This window comes from Flavobacterium sp. MFBS3-15 (assembly GCF_026107645.2).
GTDB lineage: Bacteria > Bacteroidota > Bacteroidia > Flavobacteriales > Flavobacteriaceae > Flavobacterium.
The window spans coordinates 88,551-107,915 of the sequence record NZ_JAPCHV010000009.1; the positions used below are offsets into that span (position 1 = coordinate 88,551).

General features: G+C 45.9%; 22 protein-coding genes. 17 read left to right on the forward strand and 5 right to left on the reverse strand.

Annotation, left to right across the window (positions count from 1 at the left end; genetic code table 11):
* Positions 1–115: 115 nt before the first annotated feature.
* The 9 genes from hemA to OGH69_RS09645 all read left to right on the forward strand — a co-directional run bounded on the left by hemA (position 116) and on the right by OGH69_RS09645 (position 7,649).
* Positions 116–1,372: a glutamyl-tRNA reductase gene (hemA, locus tag OGH69_RS09605; RefSeq protein ID WP_265174334.1), complete on the forward strand. Its 1,257-nt coding sequence runs from the start codon at positions 116–118 to the stop codon at positions 1,370–1,372.
* Positions 1,369–2,289, forward strand: a complete 921-nt coding sequence (gene hemC / locus OGH69_RS09610; protein ID WP_265174245.1) for a hydroxymethylbilane synthase — start codon at positions 1,369–1,371, stop codon at positions 2,287–2,289. Before hemA ends, hemC begins: the two co-directional genes overlap by 4 nt.
* Positions 2,289–2,957 carry a uroporphyrinogen-III synthase gene (locus tag OGH69_RS09615; protein WP_265174246.1) on the forward strand — a complete coding sequence of 223 codons (669 nt, stop codon included), beginning with the start codon at positions 2,289–2,291 and terminating at the stop codon, positions 2,955–2,957. Before hemC ends, OGH69_RS09615 begins: the two co-directional genes overlap by 1 nt.
* Positions 2,954–3,667 carry an SH3 domain-containing protein gene (locus OGH69_RS09620; RefSeq protein ID WP_265174247.1) on the forward strand — a complete coding sequence of 238 codons (714 nt, stop codon included), beginning with the start codon at positions 2,954–2,956 and terminating at the stop codon, positions 3,665–3,667. The genes OGH69_RS09615 and OGH69_RS09620 overlap by 4 nt, the downstream gene beginning before the upstream one ends.
* Positions 3,668–3,682: 15 nt before the next feature.
* On the forward strand, positions 3,683–4,708 hold the full coding sequence (gene hemE / locus OGH69_RS09625; RefSeq protein ID WP_265174248.1) for a uroporphyrinogen decarboxylase: 1,026 nt from the start codon (positions 3,683–3,685) through the stop codon (positions 4,706–4,708).
* Positions 4,709–4,792: 84 nt separating this feature from the next.
* Positions 4,793–5,194, forward strand: coding sequence for a DUF1801 domain-containing protein (locus OGH69_RS09630; RefSeq protein WP_265174249.1), 402 nt, complete (start codon positions 4,793–4,795; stop codon positions 5,192–5,194).
* A gap of 5 nt (positions 5,195–5,199) precedes the next feature.
* On the forward strand, positions 5,200–6,123 hold the full coding sequence (hemF, locus tag OGH69_RS09635; RefSeq protein WP_265174250.1) for an oxygen-dependent coproporphyrinogen oxidase: 924 nt from the start codon (positions 5,200–5,202) through the stop codon (positions 6,121–6,123).
* 50 nt (positions 6,124–6,173) lie between these two features.
* Positions 6,174–7,169, forward strand: coding sequence for a porphobilinogen synthase (gene hemB / locus OGH69_RS09640; RefSeq protein WP_265174251.1), 996 nt, complete (start codon positions 6,174–6,176; stop codon positions 7,167–7,169).
* A 15-nt stretch (positions 7,170–7,184) separates the two neighbouring features.
* Positions 7,185–7,649 carry a c-type cytochrome gene (locus OGH69_RS09645; RefSeq protein WP_265174252.1) on the forward strand — a complete coding sequence of 155 codons (465 nt, stop codon included), beginning with the start codon at positions 7,185–7,187 and terminating at the stop codon, positions 7,647–7,649.
* A gap of 21 nt (positions 7,650–7,670) precedes the next feature.
* Here the strand turns inward: OGH69_RS09645 and OGH69_RS09650 are convergent, their stop codons facing one another.
* The 3 genes from OGH69_RS09650 to OGH69_RS09660 are packed head-to-tail and all read right to left on the reverse strand — an operon-like array spanning position 7,671 to position 10,448.
* Entirely contained in the window at positions 7,671–8,474 is an 804-nt protein-coding gene (locus OGH69_RS09650) for a M23 family metallopeptidase (RefSeq protein WP_265174253.1), read from the reverse strand.
* Positions 8,475–8,493: 19 nt separating this feature from the next.
* Positions 8,494–9,174: a response regulator transcription factor gene (locus tag OGH69_RS09655; RefSeq protein WP_265174254.1), complete on the reverse strand. Its 681-nt coding sequence runs from the start codon at positions 9,172–9,174 to the stop codon at positions 8,494–8,496.
* The gene (locus tag OGH69_RS09660) at positions 9,171–10,448 is read right to left on the reverse strand and encodes a sensor histidine kinase (protein WP_265174255.1); all 1,278 of its coding nucleotides are present in this window, start codon (positions 10,446–10,448) and stop codon (positions 9,171–9,173) included. The genes OGH69_RS09655 and OGH69_RS09660 overlap by 4 nt, the downstream gene beginning before the upstream one ends.
* Before the next feature lie 190 nt (positions 10,449–10,638).
* Between OGH69_RS09660 and OGH69_RS09665 the strand changes: the two genes are divergently transcribed.
* From OGH69_RS09665 to OGH69_RS09695, 7 genes are all read left to right on the forward strand, one after another.
* On the forward strand, positions 10,639–11,166 hold the full coding sequence (locus OGH69_RS09665) for a DUF1573 domain-containing protein (RefSeq protein ID WP_265174256.1): 528 nt from the start codon (positions 10,639–10,641) through the stop codon (positions 11,164–11,166).
* A gap of 127 nt (positions 11,167–11,293) precedes the next feature.
* Positions 11,294–11,770, forward strand: coding sequence for a hypothetical protein (locus OGH69_RS09670; protein WP_265174257.1), 477 nt, complete (start codon positions 11,294–11,296; stop codon positions 11,768–11,770).
* The gene (locus OGH69_RS09675) at positions 11,760–11,960 is read left to right on the forward strand and encodes a helix-turn-helix transcriptional regulator (RefSeq protein WP_265174258.1); all 201 of its coding nucleotides are present in this window, start codon (positions 11,760–11,762) and stop codon (positions 11,958–11,960) included. The genes OGH69_RS09670 and OGH69_RS09675 overlap by 11 nt, the downstream gene beginning before the upstream one ends.
* Positions 11,961–11,994: 34 nt before the next feature.
* Entirely contained in the window at positions 11,995–12,468 is a 474-nt protein-coding gene (locus OGH69_RS09680; protein WP_265174259.1) for a methylated-DNA--[protein]-cysteine S-methyltransferase, read from the forward strand.
* Positions 12,469–12,570: 102 nt separating this feature from the next.
* On the forward strand, positions 12,571–13,791 hold the full coding sequence (locus OGH69_RS09685) for a serine hydrolase domain-containing protein (RefSeq protein WP_265174260.1): 1,221 nt from the start codon (positions 12,571–12,573) through the stop codon (positions 13,789–13,791).
* Positions 13,792–13,810: 19 nt separating this feature from the next.
* Positions 13,811–14,524, forward strand: coding sequence for a 3'-5' exonuclease (locus tag OGH69_RS09690; protein ID WP_265174261.1), 714 nt, complete (start codon positions 13,811–13,813; stop codon positions 14,522–14,524).
* A gap of 75 nt (positions 14,525–14,599) precedes the next feature.
* A complete protein-coding gene (locus OGH69_RS09695) occupies positions 14,600–16,285 on the forward strand; it encodes an ABC transporter ATP-binding protein (protein WP_265174262.1) in 1,686 nt (561 codons plus the stop codon).
* A 4-nt stretch (positions 16,286–16,289) separates the two neighbouring features.
* Here OGH69_RS09695 and OGH69_RS09700 read toward each other — a convergent pair whose 3' ends face one another.
* Positions 16,290–17,030, reverse strand: a complete 741-nt coding sequence (locus tag OGH69_RS09700; protein WP_265174263.1) for a lysophospholipid acyltransferase family protein — start codon at positions 17,028–17,030, stop codon at positions 16,290–16,292.
* Between the two features lie 76 nt (positions 17,031–17,106).
* On the opposite strand from OGH69_RS09700, the gene trpS reads away from it, so the two are divergent.
* Positions 17,107–18,087, forward strand: a complete 981-nt coding sequence (trpS, locus tag OGH69_RS09705) for a tryptophan--tRNA ligase (protein WP_265174264.1) — start codon at positions 17,107–17,109, stop codon at positions 18,085–18,087.
* A gap of 116 nt (positions 18,088–18,203) precedes the next feature.
* Here trpS and dprA read toward each other — a convergent pair whose 3' ends face one another.
* Positions 18,204–19,307 carry a DNA-processing protein DprA gene (dprA, locus tag OGH69_RS09710; RefSeq protein ID WP_265174265.1) on the reverse strand — a complete coding sequence of 368 codons (1,104 nt, stop codon included), beginning with the start codon at positions 19,305–19,307 and terminating at the stop codon, positions 18,204–18,206.
* Positions 19,308–19,365: the final 58 nt, after the last annotated feature.

Here is a 19,365-nt window from a genome sequence, read left to right on the forward strand (position 1 = left end):
AACGTTTTGAGGGCGAAATATCCCTGAGCGACATAAAAAGGACTTTGAGCGTTACTTTTTAAAAAACGTTCAAATTACTTTTGTGAAACTTTTAAGAAAGTGTGAAGAACAGAATATGGAGAACAACAACACGTCAAAGCACCAGTACTTCTATGCGGTGGGATTGAGCTACAGGAAAGCTGATGCTGAGACACGGGGTAAGTTCAGCCTGGATGCTAATGCAAAGGCAGCATTGCTGCAACAGGCAAAGGATGAGGGCATCGGGAACCTTATCGTGACCTCTACATGCAACCGTACCGAGATATACGGTTTTGCACAGCACCCCTTTCAACTGATAAAACTGCTTTGCGACAACAGCCGCGGCTCCGTTGAGGAGTTTCAGCGTGCCGCATTTGTATACAAGAATAACGAGGCCATTTCACACATCTTTCGCGTAGGCACCGGCCTTGACAGCCAGATACTGGGAGACTTCGAAATCATCAGCCAAATAAAAACCGGGTTCATCGAGTCGAAAGCAGCGGGATTGGCAAATGCCTTTTTGGAAAGACTGGTGAACTGCGTAATCCAGGCCAGCAAGCGCATCAAAAATGAAACAGAGCTGAGCTCGGGCGCGACATCGGTATCATTCGCATCGGTACAATACATCATGAACAACGTGGCCGATATAAGCCATAAAAACATACTGCTTTTTGGCACGGGCAAAATAGGCCGCAACACCTGCGAGAACCTGGTGAAGCATACCAAGAACGACCATATCGTACTGGTAAACCGTACTCGCGAGAAGGCTGAGAAGGTAGCCGGAAAGTTTAACCTCATCGTAAAAGACCACGACCTGCTTCCTCTGGAAATACCCAAAGCCGATGTACTAATCGTGGCTACCGGCGCACAGGAACCAACCATCGACAAAGACATTCTTGTACTGGAAAAGCCATTGCTTATCCTGGACCTTTCGATACCTAAAAATGTACACGATAATGTAAAGGAGCTACCGGGAGTTACCGTAGTACACCTGGACGACCTTTCATCAATTACCGATGCGACTTTGGAAAATCGAAGGCTGCACATCCCGGCTGCTGAGGCGATCATTGAAGAAGTGATGGCCGAATTCAATGATTGGACAAATGCCCGCAAATTTGCACCTACAATAAATGCGCTAAAGGAAAAGCTGAACTCGATAAAAGACAGTGAGCTCGACTTCCAGCGTAAAAAGATCAGTAATTTTGATGAAGAGCAGGCCGAGATCATCAGCCGGCGTATCATCCATAAAATTACAACGCACTTTGCCAATCACCTGAAAGACCGCGATACCCTGGTAGATGAAAGCATCGAATGGATCGAGAAGGTTTTCAGGATCGAAACTCCCGTAAAATGAAAAAAACCATACGGATAGGCACCCGCGACAGTGAACTCGCCCTTTGGCAGGCACACACCGTAGAGCGCCAACTCAACCATCTTGGCTATGCAACCGAAATCGTAGCGGTAAAATCTACAGGCGACCTAATTTTAGATGTGCCACTGTACGAACTGGGCATTACCGGAATTTTTACCAAAACGCTCGACGTTGCGATGATTAGGGGCGAGGTGGACATAGCAGTGCATTCGATGAAAGACGTGCCTACCGCCCTGCCGAAAGGCATTGTTCAGGCTGCTGTTTTGGAGCGGGCCAATGTACACGACATACTCGTACACAAAGGCAGTGCTGACTTTTTTGCCAACCCCGCCACCATAGCAACAGGAAGCCTTCGCCGCCAGGCACAATGGCTCAACCGCTACCCGCACCATAACGTAACCGACCTGAGGGGCAACGTGAACACCCGCCTGCAAAAACTGAAAGACAACGACTGGCAGGGGGCAATTTTCGCTGCCGCCGGACTGGAGCGCATCAACCTGCTTCCGGAAAACCATACTATGCTCGACTGGATGATACCCGCACCCGCACAGGGAGCCATGGTAGTGGTTGCCATGGAAAATGATGCGTATTGCAAGGAGGCACTTGCACGCCTGAACCATAAGCCTACCGAAATTGCCACGCACATTGAACGCCAGTTCCTGAAAAAGCTGGAGGGCGGCTGTACGGCACCCATTGGCGCATTGGCTACGTATATTGATGACGAGATACGCTTTGAGGGTGTATTGCTCTCGATAGACGGCATAGAGAAGCTCCATATTGAAAAAGTGCTCGCTGCTGATATTGACTATGCCAACTTCGGCAACGAATGCGCTGAGGAAATCCTGACAAATGGTGGTACGCAACTGATGGAGCAAATCCGCAACCAACTGAAGAAATAATGAAGGCGCGGGTGCTGTCAACAAAAAAACTGCTGCCCAACCACAGGCAATTACTGCTCAACGCAGACCTGGCAGTGCTGGAAGCCGACTTCATCACAGTATACTACAAGCCTTTCGTGATCACCACTATAAATCAAAACCTTATCTTTACGAGCCAGAACGCCGTGAAAAGCTTTTTGAAGCATGAAAAAGCAGGGGATTACTTAGCGTATCCTGTTTTCTGCGTAGGCGGCAAGACAAAGGAAGCGATTGAGAGAGCCGGATTTAAAGTCACCGCTTTTGCGGAATATGCGGAAGAATTGGCAGAGATAATTAAAAGGGACCATTCGGGTGAAAGCTTTACGTTCTTTTCGGGGAACATGAGGCGCGACACACTGCCGGATGCTTTGGCGAATGCCGGTATAGCTTTTAATGAGATTGAAGTGTATGAAACGGTATTGTCGCCTGTAAACATAAACGCAACACCGGATGCGGTGCTATTTTTCAGCCCGTCGGGGGTGGAGAGTTATTTAAAGGAGAACGTGATTGGCGATGCTGTCTGCTTTTGCATAGGTAAGACCACGGCGTCGGCTTTAGAAGGAATTAATGAAAAGATTGTCATTGCCAATAAGCCCACTGTAGAGAATGTGATAGTACAGTGTGTAAATTATTATAAGAATCAGAATTGAATATACAAAAAAGCATACTGATCATAACGACCCTGCTAAGTAGCCTGACGATGTGCTATGCCCAAAATGAAGTTGGGGAATTTGCTGTTGTTCGGGATGCTGATAAGTTTGTTTATGTAAGATCCAAACCTGACGCAAAAAGTCCCATCGTCGACACGCTGCAAAATGGATTCGTATTTTTTTGCCACCAAAAACAAGGCAACTGGATGAGTGTAGAGCATATAGAGAATGACAATTTTGTCCAGGGATATATCTATAAAGACCGTATGAAATTGTTGTCTTCATTCAAACCTGTTAAAAATATCGCGACTTCTGAAAACACAGCTTCATTTTCTGATTCTGTTATTAAAATAGACATTGCCCAAACTGACTTTATAAAGTCAGATCATAAGTTCACTTATTCTAAACAAAATCCGGGTATGGTAGATGCCGTCGACGGCAAAGAAATGTGGGGAACCGATGGCAATTTTCCAAAAAAGGAATACAAGTCGGTTACGATAAAAATCGGCAATGAAACGGTCCGGTTACCCAAACAGGCACTTGAAAATCTATATGAACCAACCCTTGACTACACTTCGGCATATTATGACCCGGCTTACGATACCCTGTACATCAGGGCATTTAACAGCGATGGCGCGGGAGCTTACGGACTAGTGTGGATAATAGAAAACAAAAAATACAAAACACGGGCGCTTGCCTATCCTTTTTAAAATACATAAAAGAAAATGACCTTAAAAAACGAACTCTTTTTAAAAGCATTACGCAACGAGCCTGTAGAAAGGCCACCGGTATGGATGATGCGCCAGGCAGGCAGGTATTTGCCTGAATTCCGTGCACTGCGCGACAAGTACGATTTCTTTACCCGTTGCCAGACGCCAGAGCTTGCCGCCGAAATAACCGTGCAGCCCATACGTATTGTAAAGCCGGATGCTGCCATATTGTTCTCCGACATCCTTGTGGTGCCGCAGGCCATGGGTATTGAGGTTTTGATGAAGGAAAGCGTAGGACCATTCCTGCCGAACCCGATACGTACCCCGCAGGATGTGGAGAAGGTGATTGTGCCGGACATCCACGAAACGTTGGGCTATGTAATGGATGCCATAAAGCTGACCAAAGAGATGCTGAATGATGAGGTGCCGCTTATAGGCTTTGCCGGTTCGCCTTGGACCATTTTCTGCTATGCAGTGGAAGGCAAGGGCAGCAAAAGCTTTGATACAGCCAAAGGCTTCTGTTTTTCACAACCCGAGGCCGCGCACGTGTTGCTGCAAAAAATAACCGATACCACCATTGCCTACTTAAAAGAGAAAGTGAAAGCGGGCGTGAATGCCGTACAAATATTCGACAGCTGGGGCGGGATGCTCTCGCCTGTGGATTACCAGGAATTCTCGTGGAAATACATCAACCAGATCGTGGAGGCGCTGGCACCGGAAACGCACGTAATTGTGTTTGGCAAAGGCTGCTGGTTCGCACTGGGCGACATGGCACAGAGCAAAGCATCGGCACTGGGCGTAGACTGGACGTGCTCTGCCCGCAATGCCCGTTACCTTTCGGGCGGCAGGATAACACTGCAGGGTAATTTCGACCCGAGCAGGCTGCTTTCGCCGATACCGACGATTAAGAAAATGGTACACCAAATGATCGACGAGTTCGGCAAGGACAACTATATCGTGAACCTTGGCCACGGCATACTACCAAACATCCCGGTAGACCACGCCAAGGCGTTTATTGATGCGGTGAAGGAATATAAATAAGAGCCTAACTACTCTCCAAAGGAGAGGGGAACTCATACCCGCTCAATCATTCATTCCGATGTAATATCACTAAACGGATTTCAAATGATACAGTATTCGGCAGAAATTCAGGGCTACAACAACAACCTTGGCGACAGCGATAAGGCCATTGCCAACCTCTTGGCTCAAGCCATAACCGAAAACCTGCCCGGTGCGGAGCATAAGATATGGCACGCGCACCCCGTTTGGTTCTTGGAGGGTAACCCTATCGTAGGCTACAGCAAACTGAAAGATAATGTTAAGCTGATGTTCTTGAGCGGGCAATCGTTTGATGAGGCGGGGCTGAACCTGCATGTTGCGAAGTTTAAGGATGCTTCCATCGGCTATAATGATGTAAGCGAAATTAACTTGGACAATCTGAAGCGCTGGCTGCTGAAGTCGGCCGATATCCAGTGGGATTATAAGAATATTGTAAAAAGGAAAGGTGTTTTGGAGCGCCTGAAATAATACTGATGAAAGAACGATTTTACCAATATATACAACAACTACAGGACGCCATCACCTCTGAACTGGAGGAAGTGGACGGAATGGCCAAATTCCGAGAAGACCTTTGGGAACGCCCTGAAGGTGGCGGAGGACGCACGCGTGTAATAGAGAACGGCAATGTGTTTGAAAAAGGCGGGGTGAACATCTCTGCCGTGCATGGGGAGTTGCCCAAAGCAATGCAGTCTTACTTCAATGTGGGCGATGTAGACTTTTTTGCCTGCGGGCTGAGCCTGGTCATCCACCCCAAGAACCCGTTCGTACCCACTGTGCATGCCAACTGGCGCTATTTTGAGATGTACGATAAGCAGGGCAATGTGGTTGATAGCTGGTTTGGCGGTGGGCAGGACCTTACTCCTTATTATTTGTTTGATGACGATGCCGTGCATTTCCACCAAGCGTGCAAAACGGCCTGCGACAGGCACAACTCTGAGTTTTACCCTAAATTCAAAAAACAGTGCGATGCTTACTTTTGGAACGCGCACCGCGATGAGAGCAGGGGGATAGGCGGGCTGTTCTTCGACCATTGCAAGGCCTCGGAAGGATTTGGAATGGAAGACTGGTACAATTTTGTAACCGAAGTGGGCAACAGTTTCCTTTCAGCGTACGTGCCTATTGTAGAACGCCGAAAAGACATTGCGTGGACCGATAGCCACCGTACCTGGCAGGAAATACGCCGCGGTCGCTATGTGGAGTTTAACCTGGTGCATGATAAGGGTACGCTTTTCGGCCTAAAGACCAATGGCCGTATCGAAAGCATATTGATGAGCCTTCCTCCCCATGTGCAGTGGGTGTACGACCACCATCCAGAAGCGGGAAGTGAGGAGGAAAAGCTTATTAGTGTATTAGCGAACCCCATTGATTGGTTAGATACCGCGAAACAATTTGATTAACGAATAATATTCTTGTCTCCGGAACTTTAAACTTTAAACCTGAAACATTTATGTATCCATTACACAGAAATAGAAGATTACGAACAAATGACTCCATCCGTTCGCTTGTTCGCGAAACCATAGTGACCCCAAATGATTTTATGTTCCCGATGTTCATAGCGGAGGGGACAAATGTGGAAATCCCCATCCCTTCAATGCCTGGTATATACCGCCGTTCGCTGGACCTTACCGTGAAGGAAGTAAAAGAGCTTTGGAGCCTTGGCATCAAAGCGGTGAACATTTACGTGAAGGTTGACGACATTCTGAAAGACAACACCGGGAAAGAAGCCTGGAACGGTGACGGGCTGATGCAACGCGCCATAAAAGCGATAAAGGATGCTGTGCCGGGAATGATCGTGATGCCCGATGTGGCGCTTGACCCCTACTCGGTTTACGGACACGACGGCATCATAAAAAATGGAGACGTGGCTAATGATGAGACCGTAGACGCACTGGTACGCATGGCAGTATCGCATGCCGAAGCCGGAGCTGATTTTGCCGCGCCCAGCGACATGATGGACGGCAGGGTACTGCGCCTGCGCGAAGGGCTGGACAGCGCCGGTTTCCAAAATGTGGGCATTATGAGTTATAGTGCCAAGTATGCATCGGCGTTCTACGGGCCTTTCCGCGATGCGCTGGACAGTGCGCCGAAGGAAGCGGAAATTGAGTTGCCAAAAGACAAAAAAACCTACCAGATGGATTATGCCAACCGCATTGAAGCCATTAAGGAAGCGGTGCAGGACGTTGAAGAAGGTGCCGACATTGTTATGGTAAAACCGGGCATTGCCTATCTTGATATTGTACGCGAAGTTAAGAACGCCGTGAATGTCCCGGTATCGGTGTTCCACGTGTCGGGGGAATACGCTATGATCAAGGCGGCATCTGAAAGGGGCTGGCTGGACCACGACAGGGTAATGATAGAGCAGTTGTACTGCATGAAGCGTGCAGGTGCCGACCTCATCTCGACGTATTTCGCTAAAGAGGCTGCTATACTTTTGAATAAATAATTTGACTACTACATTATGAAAGGTATCTTATTCTTATTAATTACTTTCAGTGTTTTTTCATGTAAAAGAGATTCGGACTACAATACGGATCAAAATTCAGGTGGCTCTTCAGAAGAAGGAAAATTCATACCTGAAGAAAAAACGGACTATATTTATACAACTACAAATGTCTCTGAAGGCGAAGTCACTAACCTTACTCCTCAGCAAAAATTGGGGCAGGAAATTTTTGACGGCAAGGGCAACTGCTTTACCTGCCACAAGCCCGAACAAAAAGCCATAGGGCCAAGCATTCAGGAAATCGCGAAGATATATAAAGACCAGAAAGGCGACATGGCAGCCTTCCTCTTGGGAGAAGGTGATCCTATTGTTGACCCATCACAATATGAAGTGATGAAAACCAACTTCTACATTACCAAAACGTTTACGGATGGGGAGCTGAAAGCGGTGGAGGCTTATATATATAGTTTCACAGCTCTATAACCATCCCTTTTACCTTGGGCATTAGTACGATTTTTTGTATGTTGATTTTTCCTTAAGGTATTCTGTAGTTTTGCCATCGCCGGTCCGGAATTTGGTTTTCAGGGAACGTTTTTTATCAATCCCGGCCAAATAAACTGTCAGGTGCAAATGGGGTCCGTCGGACCATCCGACATTGCCGCTATAGGCAATTAGCTGGCCTTTTTCAATCGCATCGCCCGGTTCCGCTACGGCTCCGTCCTTCTTTATATGCAGGTATTCAGCATACGATCCGTCCGCATGGAGTACTACTATATAATTATTATATTGGGCACAATCTTTAAAAGGGCAGTTTTTACTGTTTGACTCTACCACCTTTACCACGATTCCCTCCCGTGCAGCGTGTACTGCTGTACCTTCAGGCATTGAAAAATCGAGCATATTTTCATTTTGGTGCGAAAAGGTACCATTGTAACCTTGCCATACCTGATATTCGGCACCTTTGGCAAATGGCAGGTCATATATGTAATCGTCTGCCTTTTGAATTGTAATATCTCCAAAGTTATATTTTGTCTTATAACCACCTTTTGATTGTTTCTTAGGATCCGTTCTCGTACATTCAGTCACTTTGAATTTGGTAGCTTTTGCCGGTACTACAAAAACTGTTTGGGCGGTAGCGGGCTTCATATTTACTAATCCCCATTCAAATTTTACCGATACCGGACACAGTTCAGCATTATCAGCATAAACAATAAATCCGTTTTCTGTACTTTCACTATAAGTTTTAAAATCCTGTGCGTTGGCTATCCCTGACAAAATAAAAATGACCGAGAACAATATCGATTTCATAAGTGTTTGGTTTTAGTTATTAAGGTGCTACTAATTTAAACCCTATCCTTGGGATATTTTCGATGCGGATGGTTTCGTCATCCTTGAATATTTTGCGGAGGCGGGAAATGAATACGTCCATGCTACGGCCCATGAAATAATCATCGGTACCCCAGAGTGCGGTAAGTATCTTTTCCCTCTTCAATATCGTGTTCTTGTTGTCGATGAACAACTTCAATAGTGCTGACTCCCTTTCGGTAAGCGTTATTCTTTCACTGCCCCTTGTGATAACATAATTTTCGGGGTCAAAAACGAATGAGCCAATCGTACATGTTGCATTTTTAACAGGAGCCTGCTTTTGGCTGCGTTGCAGGAAGACTTGTATCTTTAATATGAGTTCCTCAATGCTGTAGGGCTTTACCAGATAATCGTCGGCGCCTAATTTCAGGCCCTTGATGCGGTCTTCTTTCAACGTTTTTGCCGAAAGGAAAATAATTGGCACTTCAACATTTTGCTGTCTTATGGCCTCTGCCAGCTCGAAACCATCCATTTCCGGTAACATCACGTCGAGTATGCAAAGGTCGAAATCCTGCTTGCGGAAAGCTTCCCAGGCTTCCTTTCCGTTAGAAAAATGTGTAACCTCATAGTGTTGCTCCAGGTTATCGGCTGTAAGGAACGCCAGGGTATTATCGTCTTCTACATAAAGTATTTTTTTCCTCATGCCATGCTTTTTTTCGGGATGTACAGGGTTACCGTCATACCCTGTCCGGCATTATTTTTTATAGATGCCTTCCAGCCGTGAAGTTCACAAATCTTTTTCACATAAAAAAGTCCAATGCCAAACCCCTCAACTTCCTTCTTATTCTCTCTGGGCACACGGTAAAAGCGGTCGAACACATATTCGATGTGCTCCTGTGGTATGCCGGGGCCGTTATCGTTAAATTGCAGTTGGATGCCATTGCTTTCTTTTATGCTGATTGTCACTTCCGGATGGGCATTACCGTATTTCACCGCATTCTCAATAATGTTATAGGCGATGTTGTAAAAATGGAACTCATCGGCTTTAACTAAATATTCCGGCTTTCCTGTAACCAATCGTATTGATGTGTGCTCAAACTTCAGCAAAGCGTTCTCCTTTACAAGTTCCAGGGATTCAACAATATTAAACGGTTTCTTCTCAAGGTTAATAATGTTCGATTCGGTTTTCGCTACTGATAATATGCGTTCCACATGCTGGTTCAGCTTGTTGCTCTGCTCAATAATTATCTTCAGGTATTTGCTAAGCTTTGGATTGGTCTCAATGGCTTCCTGCTTTACGGCATAGTTAGAGGCAATCAATATTGACGACAGCGGTGTTTTGAATTCGTGTGTCATATTGTTAATGAAGTCCTTTTGCAATTCGGTATATTTTTTCTGTTTCAAAAGCAACAGAACCGAATACACATAGATGACCAATACCAACAAAAGTACACCGGTATAGATCCAGTATTGCTGTAGGGAATTGACATAGCTATGGGTAAGTTTAGGGAACCGCACCGCAAAGTAATAGACCAGCCCGGCACGTTTGGTAAAGCAATTCTCGCATTGCAGCTTGTCGGTTGAAACTTCTTTACCGTTCATGGTTACATATTCGCCGTACACCATTTCGTCTGAAGAGCAGTCATACATGGCATACTCATAATCCATGTCTAGCTTTACCTTTTGAAACTCAGTCTTGAGGTAGTATTCCAGCACTTCGGCATCAAAGACATCCTGCACATCTACTACATAATAATCTTCAGACACTTTTTTAATAGGGCTGGCAGCAGGCAATTCGCTGTCGTTATCGCGGTATATTTTGTTTACTACATCCTGAAGTGCGAAATGTATCTTTTCGCCCAGTTCCTTTTTTTCAAAGGCATAGGCCTGCCCGAGCATGACCAGTTGCATGGTAAGCACCCCGATAATGGCAATGAGTCCAATAAAGACAATTATATTTAACTTGTTGAATTTCAATTTTGGAATGCTGTTTGCTATTACAGGGATAAAATTATAACAGGTAACAATATAAATAGCGTTAATGTACAAGGCGTTAACATGTTATTAACAAGACTTTGAAACGGATTAACAACTTTGTAGCAATTAGTAAATATATTTGTATCGTTATCAAACCAAAAAAGTATTAATTCATAAAATTAGTAAGACTATGAAAACCCTTAAACTTTCTATGTTCGCAGTAGCCGGAGCTCTTTTGCTTTCTTTCTCTGCCAACGCACAACAAACATCTGTAGCTAAAAAAGGTACTGCAAAAGCGAATCCTGCAAAGATCGAGGCCAAGCCTGCTGTAAAAGCTGCTGCAACAAATGAAGCCCCAAAAAACATGACCCCATCAGGAATTACCTGGAAAGAGGATTCATTCACTTTTGGCGACATTGAAAAAGGCAAGCCGGTATCGCACGAGTTTACCTTTAAGAACACTACAAAACAAACTGTACTTATCACAAACGTAAAAGCACAGTGTGGCTGTACAGCTACCAACTACACTAAAACCCCAATCAAACCGGGAGAAACAGGTGTGGTAACAGCTACATATAACGCCGCCAACCCGGGAGCTTTCTCTAAAACAGTTACTGTAACTACAAACGACAGCGATGTGAACAAGATCCTTACCATCAAGGGTAAAGTAATTGCTCCTGAAAACGAAGCTGCACCTGCACCCGCTACGCACCAATAATTAGATTTATATATAGTAGGAAAGAGCCATCATAACCTGATGGCTTTTTTGTTTTACAAAATGTAAAGTTTATTTGTCATATTGGAAATTATATTTTACATTTGATTTGAATTTTAAATTAATTATCATGAAAACGAATTTTTTATTTCCTTACAAGTGGAAAGTTGTCAGCGGTATCCTGTTTACCCTGAGCTTTGCCTGTCTGTGCCTCTTATTCTTTTTCGACAAGGCTGATTTTGAATTTAGAGCTAATGTATTTGCCATCATTGGACAAAAAGATCTGGGTAACAACATTTTCTTTAGTGTTATTGAAGACAGCATCACTGACGAAATCCTTATGCTGTTCTTAATTCCTTCCGGAATTATTTTCGCATTTTCAAAGGAAAAGCAGGAGGACGAAATGGTCGCCTCCATACGCCTGCATAGCCTGGCTTGGGCTACCATTGCTAACTACGGCATACTGCTGTTCTGCTACATGTTCATTTTTGGGCTGCCATTTTTAAATGTGCTCATGGGTGCCATGTTCTCGCAGCTTATTATCTTTATCATCCTTTTCCGTTACAAGATGTACCACTTCAATACTTCCAGGCAAGATGAAGAATAACATAAAAGTGCAGCGCGCCATATTCAACCTTACACAGCAGGACCTGGCCGAAAAAATAGGTGTGAGCCGGCAGACCATCAATGCGCTGGAGGCTGGGAAGTACGTGCCATCAACGGTTTTGGCCTTAAAGCTCTCACGGCTTTTTGATAAAAGCGTAAATGAAATTTTTGACCTTGAAGAAGGAGATTAGCATTTGAAATCATTGCAATGCTTATCTTTGATACATGCAACAAGTCACCATACATACGCCCGTCGGACATTGCCTAATAGAGGGCGATGGGGCGGGCGTATCTAAAATATGGGTGCTCGATGAACCTCAGCAACTATCAGCGAAAATCCCCGAAGAACTTGGGGAAGCCGTTTCCCAATTGCAGGGTTACTTTGCCGGCAGCCGACAATCATTCACCTTTAAACTGAACCCGGCCGGCACTGATTTCCAGAAAAAGGTATGGAATGCCCTGCTGGAAATTCCTTTTGGTAAAACAGTTTCCTACCACGAGCTTTCTGTAAAGTTGGGTGATGTAAAGGCGATTCGTGCAGTAGCCTCCGCCAATGGCAAAAACCCACTGTGGATAGTTGTTCCCTGCCACCGCGTCATCGGCAGCGATGGTTCGCTTACCGGCTACGCAGGCGGATTGTGGCGCAAAAAATGGCTGCTGGAACACGAAACACCGCCGGTACAGCAAAGTTTGTTTTAAAGTTTATTTCTCAAAAATACTTTCAATTTACAATCTGTACATTAGGTGTTATCCGTATTGCAAATTTCTTTAAATTCGTAGCAATCCATTAATCAATCGCTCATGAACTTCCTTCGAAAATTCCTGCTTGGGTTCGCCATCATCATTTCCTTCATCATCATACTGGCTTATCTTTTTGATGTCGATTACCTCTTCAAGGCGGTGCGGGTGGTATACCTCAATGGCAAGACCACTGCCTACCTGGATGATTACACCTATTTTGAGAACCGCCAGATTAAAAAAGGGATAGCAAAGCCGTGGGCCATGCACAAAGACTATAATAAAGTGAAAGCCACAAATCGGCTTGAGGAAGTACACAAGGAGCTCGGTAGCGTGGCCTATCTCATCATAAAGAATGACAGCATCTGGCACGAAAGCTATTATGACGGCTATGGCAAGGATTCAAAATCCAACTCCTTTTCCATGGCGAAAACCGTAGTCACAGCATCCATGTTTAAGGCGATAATGGAGGGTAAGATAAAAGGCCTGGACCAGCCGGTATCAGACTATTTTCCGGAATATAAAGAAGGTTTGGCCGCAAAACTTACGGTGGGTGACCTATCGTCCATGTCAACCGGGATGGATTGGGGCGAGCAGTATAGCAGTGCATTTTCTGTAACCACACGCGCCTACTTTGGCGATGAGCTGGAAAAAACGGTACTGAATGTGCCTATCGTCCGGGAGCCGGGCACTGAGTTCGAATATGTGAGCGGCGCTACACAGCTGCTCGCTATGGTCATTGTAAAGGCAACGGGTGAGCATCTGTCCGATTATGTGTCCAAACACTTTTGGCAGCCAATGGGTGCGGAAAATGACGCGCTTTGGCAGATCGACCATGAGGGCGGTATCGAAAAAGCATACTGCTGCATCGGCAGCAATGCCCGCGACTTTGCACGCTTTGGCAAACTGTTCGAGCATATGGGCAACTGGAACGGCAACCAGATACTGGACAGTGCTGCTGTAGCAAAAATGACCGCGCCAAAGTTTGAAGAATCGCCACAATATGGATATGGTGTTTGGCTAAATGACTATCTCGGCAAAAAAATGTACTACATGCGTGGCCATTTGGGGCAGTTTGTGATTGTGATTCCCGAGGATAATATCATTATCGTGAGGCTGGGGCATATTAAAGGACTGCAGACGACCACCGATGCACACAGTAATGATTTTTATGTATATGTGGATGAGGCCTATAAAATGATGGGTAAAATGAAACCCAACGAAGGTAAGGGTAACGCATTGCCCATGACGATAGAAGAGGCTGAAGTAAAGAATATGAAGTAACCTTGCAGGAAGCGAAACGATGATCGAAAAAGTACGACTGGAAAATATTCTTTTCCTCGACATAGAAACCGTATCGGAACAAAAGCACTTCGGGCTGCTGGATGAGGAAACGCAGGAGCTCTTCGCCATGAAAACCAGTTACCAGCGCAAGGACGAATTTACACCTGAGGAATTTTATGACCGGGCAGGAATTTGGGCCGAGTTCGGGAAGATCGTGTGCCTCTCCGCCGGGTATTTCACTTTCAGGGGAGACATCCGGCATTTTCGCGTAACCTCATTTTGCGGGGAAGAAGCAAAGATACTCCATGATTTCTCCAACCTCCTCAACAACCACTTCAGTCAGCCACAGCATATCATGTGCGGGCATAACGCCAAGGAATTCGACTTCCCGTTCATTGCCCGCCGTATGATTATTAATAACATCGCCATCCCGCCCAAGCTAAACCTATTCGGCAAAAAGCCATGGGAAGTGCCGCACCTCGACACCATGGAACTTTGGAAATTCGGCGACTATAAAAGTTTTACCTCGTTAAAGCTGCTGACCAAAATACTCGGCATCCCCTCCCCAAAAGGCGACATCGACGGTAGCCAGGTGGGCGTTGTATACCACATAGAAAAAGATATCGACCGTATCGTTACCTACTGCGAAAAGGATGTGATAGCCGTAGCACAGGTACTGCTGCGCTTCCGCCGCGAAGATTTGCTGGTGGAAAATGAGATAATACATGTGTAGTTTTCAGCCACAGTTACAGATCACTCTTACTGAAAACTGTGACTGAGACTGATGACTTTTTAGTATTTTTACTCCATGAACAACCCCTTGCTCCATCTTGATAACGTTACCATTTCTGCCAAAAAGGACGGGCAGTGGGCGTCAATTGTAAAAAATGCTTCTTTTTCATTGGGGCAAAACGAGATATTGGGCATCGTAGGCGAATCGGGGTCAGGCAAGTCTGTCACCTCCCTGGCCGTGATGGGGCTGCTGCCTAAGGGCATATTGGCAATTACCGAAGGAACAATTGAATTTGACGGCAGGGACATTTCGGCCCTAAGCCAAAAAGAACTGCGCAACCTGAGGGGCAACGACATTGCGATGATTTTCCAGGAGCCTATGAGTTCGCTCAACCCGTCGCTGAAATGCGGATACCAGGTGGAGGAAATATTATCAGAGCATACCAATTTATCAAAAAAAGAAATAAAGGAGTGGGTGATTTCACTGTTTGAAAAGGTGAAGCTTCCTAATCCTGAAAAAATATACAATCGCTACCCACACGAAATATCGGGCGGGCAAAAGCAGCGCGTAATGATTGCGATGGCAATTGCCTGCAAGCCCAAAATACTGATTGCCGACGAACCCACTACGGCGCTCGACGTTACGGTACAAAAGGAAATCATCCTGCTCCTGAAAGAGCTGCAACAGGAAACGGGCATGAGTATCCTGTTCATATCGCACGACCTTTCGCTGGTATCGGAAATTGCCAACCGGGTTCTGGTAATGTACCGTGGCGACATTGTGGAACAGGGCGATTCGCAAAAAATATTTACCAACCCGCAGCATACCTACACGAAGGCGCTCATTAGCTCAAGGCCATCATTGGATGTGCGGCTGAAAAGGCTGCCTACCATACAGGATTACCTCAATGATGCCGTAAATCCTGAAGAGATAACACCCGCACAACGAAGCGAAGATCATAAACAACTGTACGGAAAACAGCCATTACTGGAAGTTATCAATGTTGAAAAGGAGTACGTTTCCAATGCCGGGCTGTTTGGCAAGGACATAAAATTCCCTGCGGTAGATGATGTGAGCTTTAAGATTTATGAAGGAGAGACTCTGGGCCTTGTAGGCGAATCGGGTTGCGGGAAGTCAACACTGGGTAATGCTATATTGCAGCTCGACAAAGCCACTGCCGGCAAGATTTTATATAAAGGCAAAGACCTCACAAAATTGTCTCATAAAGAAGTCCGGTCGTTACGCAAAGAGATACAAATCATTTTCCAGGATCCCTATTCTTCGCTTAACCCTCGCATTACTGTGGGAAAAGCTATCATGGAGCCAATGCAGGTGCACAAGCTCTACAAAAACGATAAAGAGCGAAGGGCTAAAACCATAGAGATATTGAACCGCGTTGGCTTGGGAGAAGATCACTTCAACCGCTATCCGCACGAGTTTTCAGGAGGGCAAAGGCAACGTATTGGGATAGCGCGTACCATTGCCCTGCAGCCAAAACTGATTGTATGTGATGAGTCCGTTTCTGCGCTCGACATTTCGGTACAGGCGCAGGTGCTCAACCTGCTAAACGAATTGAAGGAGAACTTCGGGTTTACTTACATCTTCATTTCGCACGACCTTGCCGTGGTAAAATACATGAGCGATCAGGTACTGGTGATGAACAAAGGGAAAATTGAGGAAATGAATGAAGCCGATGCTCTATATGCCCATCCGCAAAAGGAATATACGAAGAAGCTCATTGCGGCCATACCTTCGCACTAAGCGTTTACTTTTGGTCTTTCAGCAATTCCTTGTAAATAATCTGCCGCACCCTGTCCTTCAGGTCTTTTTTATCGTCCAGCCTAAGACCTTCTGTTCCTACAAACTCATGCACTTTGGCACGCATCAGCCCGGGAGATCCGCTGAAGAATTTAAACGAGAACCGCTTTTTGTTATCGTAAAAGGTCATGGGCACAATGGGTATCTGGTGCTCGATGGCCAGGCGGAATGCTCCATCCTTGAACTCGTCCAAAATTACATTTTCATCGTCGGGCACGCCACCCTCGGGAAATATACAGATGCTCAGCCCCTGGTTGAGCCGTGCCTGCGCACGTTTAAAAACCTCAAAACGGCTCTTGGAGCTGCTGCGGTCTACCAAAATGCAGGTGCGCTTATAAAAGAAGCCGAAGATGGGGATCTTTACCAGCTCTTTTTTACCTACAAAAACGAATGGATTTTTTGAGATGACAAGCATCAGCATGATGTCGGTCATCGAGGTGTGGTTGGCCACCAGCATATAGCTTTTGCCTTGTTCAAGCTGCTGTTCGCGCACTATTCGGTACGGCAGGCCCATCCCCCAAAGAATGATTTTTGCCCAAAGCCTTGCCAGGATAAAAAACTGCGGGTATGTTTTCTCGGAAAGGATGGAGAGTATGAGCAAGGGCGAAAGCACGATAATGGGCACACCCATGAGGATGTAAAACCATATGCGCCACAATGTCCATAAAATATACTGCACTATTTTCATACCTGCCAAATGTAAGAATTCAATCCTTTATTTTTACCCAAAACCGTTACCTTTGTGAAAATTTAGATTACCGATAATGGCAAAGATACTTACCGGCATACAAAGCACCGGCACCCCGCATTTAGGCAACCTTTTGGGCGCAATACTGCCCGCCATAGAAATGGCCAACGACCCGAAGAACGAATCGTACCTTTTCATTGCCGACCTCCACTCGGCTACGCAGATCAAGGATGGCAAAACACTTCGCGAGAATACCTACAGCGTTGCGGCAACGTGGCTGGCATGCGGGCTTGACATTAACAAGGTAGTTTTTTACCGCCAGAGTGATGTGCCCCAAACCGCAGAGCTTTCGTGGTACCTGAGCTGCTTTTTTCCTTACCAAAGATTAACTTTGGCACATTCGTTTAAGGACAAGGCCGACAGGCTGGAAGATGTAAATGCGGGACTATTTACCTATCCGATGCTTATGGCTGCCGACATACTATTGTATGATGCCAATTTCGTCCCGGTAGGGAAGGACCAGCTGCAGCACATCGAAATAACCCGCGATGTGGCTTCGCGCTTCAACCACCAGATGGGAGAAACCTTTGTACTGCCTGAGCCGATTACCAGCGAAGAAACCAAAATAGTGCCCGGGCTTGACGGAGAGAAAATGAGCAAGTCGCGCAACAATACCATCAATATTTTTCTTGATGACAAGGCATTGCGCAAAGTAGTGATGAGTATCCAGACGGACAGCACGCCACTGGAAGACCCTAAAAATCCGGACACCGATAATGTATTTGCCATCTACAAACTGCTCGCCACCCCGGAACAAATTGAAGCCATGAAGGCTAATTACCTTGCCGGCAACTATGGCTACGGCCATGCCAAGCAGGCGCTGTATGAACTTATCGTAGAGAAATTCAAAGACGTAAGGGAAAAGTACCACTACTACATGAATAACCTTGACGAAGTAGACACAGCCCTGAAGGCAGGCGCAGATAAAGCTTCGGCGGTGGCCAATGGCGTACTTGGCAGAGTGAGGGAGAAGATGGGATACCAGGCCCCAATGTAGTTTTCAGTCGCAGTCACAGTTTTCACAATATATAACAGCCCAAAAGTTTCAAAACCTTTGGGCTACCTTCTTTTAGTGTAGTCTTGCTGAAAACTGCGACTGCGACTGAAAACTGACTATATCGCCTCAAACAATTTCCCCGGCAACGGCCGTATGACCCCTTTCAGCTCCATCGTCAATAACAAAGAAGAAAGCCTGAAAACCGGCATTTCGCATTCCAGGGCAATAATGTCCATGAGCTCTTTTCCTTTCTTTTGGAGGAAGTCGTACACCTTTTGCTCGTCGGGTTCCAGCATTACAAAAAGCTGCTTTTGCACCGGCTTGGCTTTCTTCTCCTCCAGTTCCCAATTGAGCATGTAAATAAGGTCGGCGGCATCGGTAAGCAGGTTGGCACGCTGGCTTTTTATCAGGTTGTTGCAGCCCATGCTGTATTTATCGGTCACGCGGCCCGGCACGGCAAAAACGTCGCGGTTATAGTCGTTGGCAATATTGGCGGTAATGAGCGACCCGCCCTTATCGGCGCTTTCGATGATGATCGTAGCTTCCGATAACCCGGCTACAATGCGGTTGCGGCGTACAAAATTCTCTTTATCGGGATTGGACGTACTCCAGAATTCGGTTAAGAAACCGCCGTTCTCCTCCATCTTTGATACATATTTTTTATGCGGCTTGGGGTACACCTGGTTAAGGCCATGCGCTACCACGCCAATGGTTTGGAGGTTTTGCTCCATGGCAATGCTGTGCGCGTGTATGTCCACACCATAGGCAAACCCGCTGATAATGACGGGCTCCAGCGGCGCAAGGTCTTCGATGAGCTTACGGCAGAAGTCTGCCCCATAAGATGTCATTTGCCTGGTGCCGACAATGCTGATGGTTTTTTTGGATTGCAGGTTGATATTGCCCGACGAAAACAGCAGCACAGGCCCATCGATACAGTGGCGCAGCCTTTCGGGATAATCGGATTCTAAATAATACAGAGGCCTGATGCCTGAATTTTTTATGAATTTCAGCTCGGCTTCCGCCAATGCGAAAATGGCAGTATTTTTAAGGTTGTTGTAAAGGATCTCGCCGATGCCTTCAATGGCAGTGATTTGTGATTTTTTAGCTTTAAAAACAGCTTCGGCAGAACCGAGGTGGTTGATGAGGCGCTTGGCCACGATATCGCCCACGCCCTCTACACGGAGAAGGGTAAGGGTAGTAAGTAATTCATTGTCAGTCATCAAAAAGTGTTTACAGGCGGTTAAATAATCATTTTGGCATTGTTAATAAAATTTGTGG

Excerpts from the sequence above, each read along its gene's own strand:
- OGH69_RS09680 (WP_265174259.1), top strand. The coding sequence starts at position 11,995 with ATGCAACAAGTCACCATACATACGCCCGTCGGACATTGCCTAATAGAG.
- dprA (WP_265174265.1), bottom strand. The coding sequence starts at position 19,307 with ATGACTGACAATGAATTACTTACTACCCTTACCCTTCTCCGTGTAGAG.
- OGH69_RS09665 (WP_265174256.1), top strand. The coding sequence starts at position 10,639 with ATGAAAACCCTTAAACTTTCTATGTTCGCAGTAGCCGGAGCTCTTTTG.
- OGH69_RS09615 (WP_265174246.1), top strand. The coding sequence starts at position 2,289 with ATGAAGGCGCGGGTGCTGTCAACAAAAAAACTGCTGCCCAACCACAGG.
- OGH69_RS09700 (WP_265174263.1), bottom strand. The coding sequence starts at position 17,030 with ATGAAAATAGTGCAGTATATTTTATGGACATTGTGGCGCATATGGTTT.
- OGH69_RS09670 (WP_265174257.1), top strand. The coding sequence starts at position 11,294 with ATGAAAACGAATTTTTTATTTCCTTACAAGTGGAAAGTTGTCAGCGGT.
- hemC (WP_265174245.1), top strand. The coding sequence starts at position 1,369 with ATGAAAAAAACCATACGGATAGGCACCCGCGACAGTGAACTCGCCCTT.
- hemF (WP_265174250.1), top strand. The coding sequence starts at position 5,200 with ATGAAAGAACGATTTTACCAATATATACAACAACTACAGGACGCCATC.
- OGH69_RS09690 (WP_265174261.1), top strand. The coding sequence starts at position 13,811 with ATGATCGAAAAAGTACGACTGGAAAATATTCTTTTCCTCGACATAGAA.
- OGH69_RS09685 (WP_265174260.1), top strand. The coding sequence starts at position 12,571 with ATGAACTTCCTTCGAAAATTCCTGCTTGGGTTCGCCATCATCATTTCC.
- trpS (WP_265174264.1), top strand. The coding sequence starts at position 17,107 with ATGGCAAAGATACTTACCGGCATACAAAGCACCGGCACCCCGCATTTA.
- OGH69_RS09655 (WP_265174254.1), bottom strand. The coding sequence starts at position 9,174 with ATGAGGAAAAAAATACTTTATGTAGAAGACGATAATACCCTGGCGTTC.
- OGH69_RS09675 (WP_265174258.1), top strand. The coding sequence starts at position 11,760 with ATGAAGAATAACATAAAAGTGCAGCGCGCCATATTCAACCTTACACAG.
- hemB (WP_265174251.1), top strand. The coding sequence starts at position 6,174 with ATGTATCCATTACACAGAAATAGAAGATTACGAACAAATGACTCCATC.
- hemE (WP_265174248.1), top strand. The coding sequence starts at position 3,683 with ATGACCTTAAAAAACGAACTCTTTTTAAAAGCATTACGCAACGAGCCT.
- hemA (WP_265174334.1), top strand. The coding sequence starts at position 116 with ATGGAGAACAACAACACGTCAAAGCACCAGTACTTCTATGCGGTGGGA.
- OGH69_RS09695 (WP_265174262.1), top strand. The coding sequence starts at position 14,600 with ATGAACAACCCCTTGCTCCATCTTGATAACGTTACCATTTCTGCCAAA.
- OGH69_RS09645 (WP_265174252.1), top strand. The coding sequence starts at position 7,185 with ATGAAAGGTATCTTATTCTTATTAATTACTTTCAGTGTTTTTTCATGT.
- OGH69_RS09630 (WP_265174249.1), top strand. The coding sequence starts at position 4,793 with ATGATACAGTATTCGGCAGAAATTCAGGGCTACAACAACAACCTTGGC.
- OGH69_RS09650 (WP_265174253.1), bottom strand. The coding sequence starts at position 8,474 with ATGAAATCGATATTGTTCTCGGTCATTTTTATTTTGTCAGGGATAGCC.